The 6,352-nt window shown below is 37.3% G+C and carries 5 protein-coding genes; all 5 read left to right on the top strand.

What is annotated here, in order from left to right; all coding sequences use genetic code 11:
* A partial coding sequence (locus J3U13_RS09860) for a DUF2345 domain-containing protein (protein WP_267341806.1) occupies window positions 1-271 on the top strand: 271 nt, incomplete at its 5' end.
* A gap of 24 nt (window positions 272-295) precedes the next feature.
* On the top strand, window positions 296-1,264 hold the full coding sequence (locus tag J3U13_RS09855) for a DUF4123 domain-containing protein (RefSeq protein WP_267341805.1): 969 nt from the start codon (window positions 296-298) through the stop codon (window positions 1,262-1,264).
* Window positions 1,261-4,677, top strand: coding sequence for a T6SS effector BTH_I2691 family protein (locus J3U13_RS09850; RefSeq protein WP_267341803.1), 3,417 nt, complete (start codon window positions 1,261-1,263; stop codon window positions 4,675-4,677). The genes J3U13_RS09855 and J3U13_RS09850 overlap by 4 nt, the downstream gene beginning before the upstream one ends.
* Window positions 4,670-5,524, top strand: a complete 855-nt coding sequence (locus J3U13_RS09845; RefSeq protein WP_267341801.1) for a putative type VI secretion system effector — start codon at window positions 4,670-4,672, stop codon at window positions 5,522-5,524. Before J3U13_RS09850 ends, J3U13_RS09845 begins: the two co-directional genes overlap by 8 nt.
* A 4-nt stretch (window positions 5,525-5,528) precedes the next feature.
* A partial coding sequence (locus J3U13_RS09840) for a hypothetical protein (RefSeq protein ID WP_267341800.1) occupies window positions 5,529-6,352 on the top strand: 824 nt, incomplete at its 3' end.

The raw sequence follows: 6,352 nt of genomic DNA, 5'->3' as shown, positions 1-6,352 counted from the left end.
ACAAGATATCCAAATAAACAGTGTAGAGAGTAAAGTGGACATTAGCGCAGCGCAAGAAATAACCTTTATTTGTGGAGGCTCGTACCTTAAAATCAGCGAGGCGGGGATCGAGCTTGGCTCGCCAGAGAATGTTTATCTTAAATGTAATGCGATGCAAAAAATGTCACCAAATAGCATGAATCACTCAACTGAGTTAAGTGATTCTGTCGATTGCCAAGTGACACAAAGGCAACAAGTGAAAGATCAAAACGGTTGTTTCAATCTGGACTAATTAAAACAAAGGGATGTGATAAAAATGCTAAAGTGTGGACAAACGCCGATTGATTTAACATTAATATCTGCACAAGCAATGAATATTGCAAAGCAATTGATCGATGGTTCACGGGATTATAAAAATCGTTGCTTAGTGATACTCGATCCCTTTTTAAACCCGATTAACGAATCGTTTATGAAGTACTATCAATTTCGCATTCGTTTATATCCAATTCCAATCCGCCATCAATCCGTTTTACCCAAAAGGTATCCATGGTTAATTGAACTTGATTTGACGGATAAATATGAACGCGCCGTATTAACGTATATGGTAGATAAAGCATTAAAACAATTAACTCCTCAGTCTATTGCATCGGGTCAAGGCCAACAATATTGCGCTTGGTTATTTAGTTCAGAAAAAACAAAATCCATTATACAACAACTAAGTAACATGACCTTGCAACGAAATAACAAAATATTGTTACGTTATTACGATCCAGCTGTGTTTTTTCAGTTGTTACATCTACTCAATCCTGCTCAAAAAAGCCGGTTATTCGGCATCATAGAGATGTGGGCAGTATTAAATCGCCAGGGTGAATTAATCATTCACCAAAATGAGGGGAAGATGAGTTCAAATTTTAGCGGTGAACTTTTTATTACCCATAAACAGTATCAACAATTGCAATGTATTGGAATGAATAACATGCTTATCCAAGCAGACAAATTAACCCATCCACAAAAAAAGACAGATGAAATTGAAAATCTACAAACCATTATGCCTTGTCTGCTCCGTTTAAAGGCAAAAAAAATTGAGGATAAAGACTTTCATTTGGAGTGGGCAAAATTAGCGCTAAAATTTGGGAAGGATTTTGATGTTTCTTCACATCTTTATGAAAAAATTGAAAATTTATCAACGGTAAGTGAATATTATCCAATATTAAAAAAATTACACAATTTAAGTCCTCAAGATTGGCAAGCACTAGCCTTAAAAAATAAGGAAGAGAAAGCATGACAGATCCAAAAACAACATCAAATTGTGGATGCCAAACACAGGGGATTGCAATATTACCGGTTAGATACACTGTTGTGCCCAAATACTTAAAAAGTACCCAACCCCATTGGGCAAACTCATCAAATGTAATCAATTTACCCTTATCAGAAGGCTATCAGTATCATGTAAGAACATTACGTGAAGGTTTTTTATACCTTTACATACCCGACAAACTGGGTAGCAAATGGCAAATCTATTCGATTGATAGTAAAGGACATATTATTAAGCAATCTTCACATCATGCCGCTCAACCGATTGCTGACTCAGAACAAAATTCGGATTATCATTGTCCTGAAGTAAAATCCAATCCATGTCATGATGCGTTTATCACTTTAGCTTATCCTGAACACTTAACCAAAGTCTATTTTGCTTTTAGTGAATACAAATGGTCGGATAACACCATTCAAAAATACGAAAACAATCCCGAACAACGCATGCAAATGATTGACATTTCACAATGGGAAGGTAACGCCGAAAGTGCAACCACGGCTAACCTAAGCAATATTCAAAGTATAGTAGACTTTGATCCTAACGTGGACAGAGAACAACTACCTTATGATGAAAATCGACAGCTTATTTTCAGTAAAGATAATAAACAGGGTCAAAAATGGGTAACATTTCCTGACACGTTTAGCCAAAGTCGTGACAAACAATACCAATTTGACAAAACACTATTGGATAAAAACAGCACGTGTGAACCGTGGGGGCGATTAACATCGGATTCAAGCGAACACTTAGCCAAAACGCTAGCTAAATATAGCCCAAGCAAAAAACCCATGATTATTGCTATTGAAGATCCGATTGGCATTACAACCGAACTCAATGGTTATTATAACGACGCTTATGTCAGGGTTTTACAATTTCAACAAGAACGCCGACTAGAATATGAAGCCTTAGCCTGTATTGAACATGGAAAACATTTAGCAGGGTTAAAAAAATTTTCAGATGATTATTCTTTTCCACCTGAAGAATATTATCATATAAAGGGCATCATGAAATCAGGCAAAATAGACGACAACCCTGATAGACCCATGACCAATACCCGTAATGGATTACTAGCATTAATCCGTAATGAACTATATGGTAAAGCAGGCAGCTATAATTATTTCCACGAGTTTAAAAGTTTTTGTGAAGTAGATTTAAATACCCCTCATCCTTATCCTCAACTGACTATATATGATATGTATGTTAATAGGGAAGCACTTAATGCTTCAAGAGGACAGCAAGTCCTTCATAGACCAGGTGAAGCTGAAAAAATCAAAGAACTTCAAAAAAATTTAGTACAAAAATATACAAACACCCTTAAAGACTTTTATAGCCAAGAATCGGCGTTAAAAGCAAAACGCGAAACCGATACCAAAAAATTTTTAAAAAAATATGATGACTTGGTCAATACTAAGCCTTTTGAAGACAGGCAAAAAGAGTTACTCGAATTAGTCGATAAAAAATACCAAAGCCGTTCAAAACAGCTGATTACTTGGATTAAAGATAGTAATTTTTATTCCACCGCCTACCATGATCTTGACGGCAATCAACTCTATGAGTTGGACGAAGACTTTCATCCTAAAATTAAAGAGCATAAACAAACATTTGAAAACGTGCTTCAAGAAGCCCTTAAGCATAATGAAATCACGCCAGACGATTTAGAAGAACTTAGAAAAGTAAATATCGAAGGCATAATATTTTTATTTACCATTACTAATGCGACTCAAGGGCTAGAATTATGTGAACAGGGTAAAGCTTTTTTAGACACCTTTACAAATTTAGATTATGCCAAAACGACAGATGACAACGTCAACGGCATGTTATGGCGAATGTTTGCTTATCATAATGATGACATGTTAAGCATGATCAACCAAGTCTTGAACGAAGCCGCAAAGCCAGAAAACAAATCTGTTGTTGAAACATCAGTTGATCTATTGATGGAAAAGCTTGAACACCTACCTTTTAATAAAATAGCCTTAAGATATAAAAAAGTACATGATGTGCTGTTGACCTTGGGCGAACTTAAACGTAATGATCCATTGGGTCGAATAAAAGAAAACTTGTTTTCGGTTAAACTGTTAGGCATTCCAATCACCCTTAAAATCAAAGGGTTGACAGGCGGTGAATTAAGAACGCTGAAACAAACAAAATTACTGCAACCCATTTTTGACCGCGTTGCTAACTCGTTATACCATGCTAGTACGGTAATATATAAAGCCTTATCATTAACCACAGCTGGGGTATTAAAAACAACGGCGATAACTTATTTACATTTAGAATTTCAACTCATTGCCGGATTGATTAATTTAGACCCGGGGCCTAATTTTGGCACAGCAACTGTACCCCTGTATCATCCTCGTTGGAAGCTTGCCACCCGAATGGCGGTGAACAAAGCCCGAACACTATTAAATGACGCTATCGTTAGCTTGGACAGGCGTCTTAATATTTTGTTTAATCGCACGTTGTCACAAGATAAAGCCAACAAAGTGTTTCATTTTATTTTTAAAGCCAGCGATGCCGACCCAGGGATATCAAAAACCCTGTCAAGGTCACTTAAATCGATGCGCATGTCAGCCGTAGTTGCCATGCTCGAACTGTATAACTTTAATTCGATCAGTAAAACCAATCCTAATCTGGAACAGGATGAATTTTATAGTAACTTAAAAACATCAGCCGGTTTTGCCTTAGCGGCGGCCTCGGTTGAACTTATGGCAATGATCACCGCCGTGTCTAAAGGAACGCAGAATGTATTTTTTAGTCTAGGTAAAGCTTTATCAGGGGTATTAGGGGGGATAGCATCTTTTTGTCTGATTCCAATAGCTTCTGATAAATTAAGTGAAAGCGATAAGGTAAGCTTAACAATTTTATTAATTATTAAAATAGTATTGTTAGGTGCAATGGGAACTGCATCTGCACTTATAGGATTATCTTATCATTTTGTCTGGTGTCGAAGTTTTTTAACCTCAAAAATGATGTTGGCTATTTTTGAGAAGGTTGGAAAACATATCGGTGTTAAAAAAGTGGCTTCGATTGTCGCTGTACGGTTGGTCTTGATGCGATCAGCGGGTTGGATAGGACTGGCGCTTATGGTCTTTGATTTTGCCATTGATTATTTTAGCGATGATAACTTTGAAACTTGGTTAAAACGTTGTGCACTGCGTACCGATAAATATTTAATGCCACATAATAAATTCAAAATTTATCAAACGCCCGAACAACAAAGCTCAGCTTATCAAGATGATGTATTAAAGGATATGTTTAATATTGACGATGAAGCACAAACCAATAACAATCAAGCAAATAAAGACAACACCAACGCCATTGATGTTGACGAATCATTAGCACTAATCGAACAAGATTTACATAAAAGGGGTTTTTTACATGTCTAAACGGTATCGCATTTTAAAAGGCACGGTCAGCCAGCTACAAATTATTGATGACCCAAAAGAGCTAGGCTCAAATAATGTCGGCTTAATCGCCATGATAGGGGCGTTGATTACCGGGGCGTTTGGCGTGGCGGCCGCCTTATTGACCACGCTGTCAGTGGGCAGCATTACCTTAGAAGGCAAAAAATTTAGTTGCTATGTAGGGCGTAAATTTGTCGAAGGCAAATTAACCCACGTTGGTTTTAAAAATGGCGATTATGTTGAAATGGTCGTGGATAAAAGCGATGATGATAACCAGTATCAATCTTATGCGGTTCGAATACCGAAAACCCACGCTTTATATTTTCCTCGTTCAGTAAGTATGCCAACTTTGCTTGGGTTAAAGTATTCAGCAATAGGGGGAGGAGTATTTTGTTTATTAACTTATCTAATTTGTGTGGTTATAGTCTATTTTAGTATGGATAGCGGTTTTTTTCTGTTTTTACCACTTTTTACAGTTGTCATGCTCTGTTTTTTCTGTTTTATCACACTTTTATTTTTCTTGTTAATGGGGGGGCGTTACTCTTTTATCGGTAATCGCATTTTTGCCACCTTAGGCTATCCTAAACCTTGGTCACATGATACGTCAGTTGAACATGAGCGTTTTAAAAAATTAAATCGCTCGGGCGATCCTGAGCTGTATGATGATCCCCAAACCCCCGAATTTGAACGAATCAAAATACGAGACGCCAAAGCTACTTATTACTGCCGAACGCCAATCGTACCAGATTGGGTCGAGGTGATTGATGAACGGGGTTTTACGCCTGATATTAATAATCCACCACCCAGATTAAATCATACGGAACAGTAACAGTATGGTTAAACGGTATAGTATTTTAAAAGGCACAGTCAGCCAACTACAAATCATTGATGACCCAAAAGAGATTGGCTCGAATAATGTTGGCTTAATCGCCATGATAGGGGCGCTAATTACCGGGGCGTTTGGCGTGGCGGCCGCGTTATTGACTACGCTGTCAATGGGTAGCATTACCTTAGAAGGCAAAAAATTTAGTTGCTATGTCGGGCGTAAATTTGTCGAAGGCAAATTAACCCATATTAGTTTTAAAAATGGCGATTATGTGGAAATGGTTGTGGATAAAAGCGATGATGATAACCAGTATCAATCGTATGCGGTTCGAATACCGAAAACCCACGCTTTATACTTTCCTCACGCAGTGGATACACCGACTTTGCTTCGGTTAAAATATTCTGCTATAGGGAGTGGTGTATTATGTTTATTAACTTATCTGCTTTGTGTGGTTATGCTCTATTTTTATATGGATAGTGATTTTTTTCTGAATTTTTTGCTTTTTACTGCTGTTATGTTTAGTTTATTTGTTCTTTTTTCAATTATCTTATTTTTATTAACAGGTGGTCGTTACTCTTTTATCGGTAATCGTATTTTTGCGACATTAGGTTACCCCAAACCTTGGTTACATGAAACGTTAGATGAACATTTACGTTTTAAAAAATTAAACCGATCGGGCGATCCTGAACTGTATGACGATCCGCAAACCCCCGAATTTGAACGAATTAGAAAACTAGATCGTAATGCCACTTATTACTGCCGAACGCCCATTATACCGGATTGGGTCGAGGTGATTGATGAGCGGGGTTTTACGCCAGATATGGATAATCA

It is taken from the genome of Gilliamella sp. B2887 (genome assembly GCF_026537015.1).
In the GTDB taxonomy this organism is placed as follows: domain Bacteria; phylum Pseudomonadota; class Gammaproteobacteria; order Enterobacterales; family Orbaceae; genus Gilliamella.
This window is presented reverse-complemented; position numbering and strand designations above follow the sequence as displayed.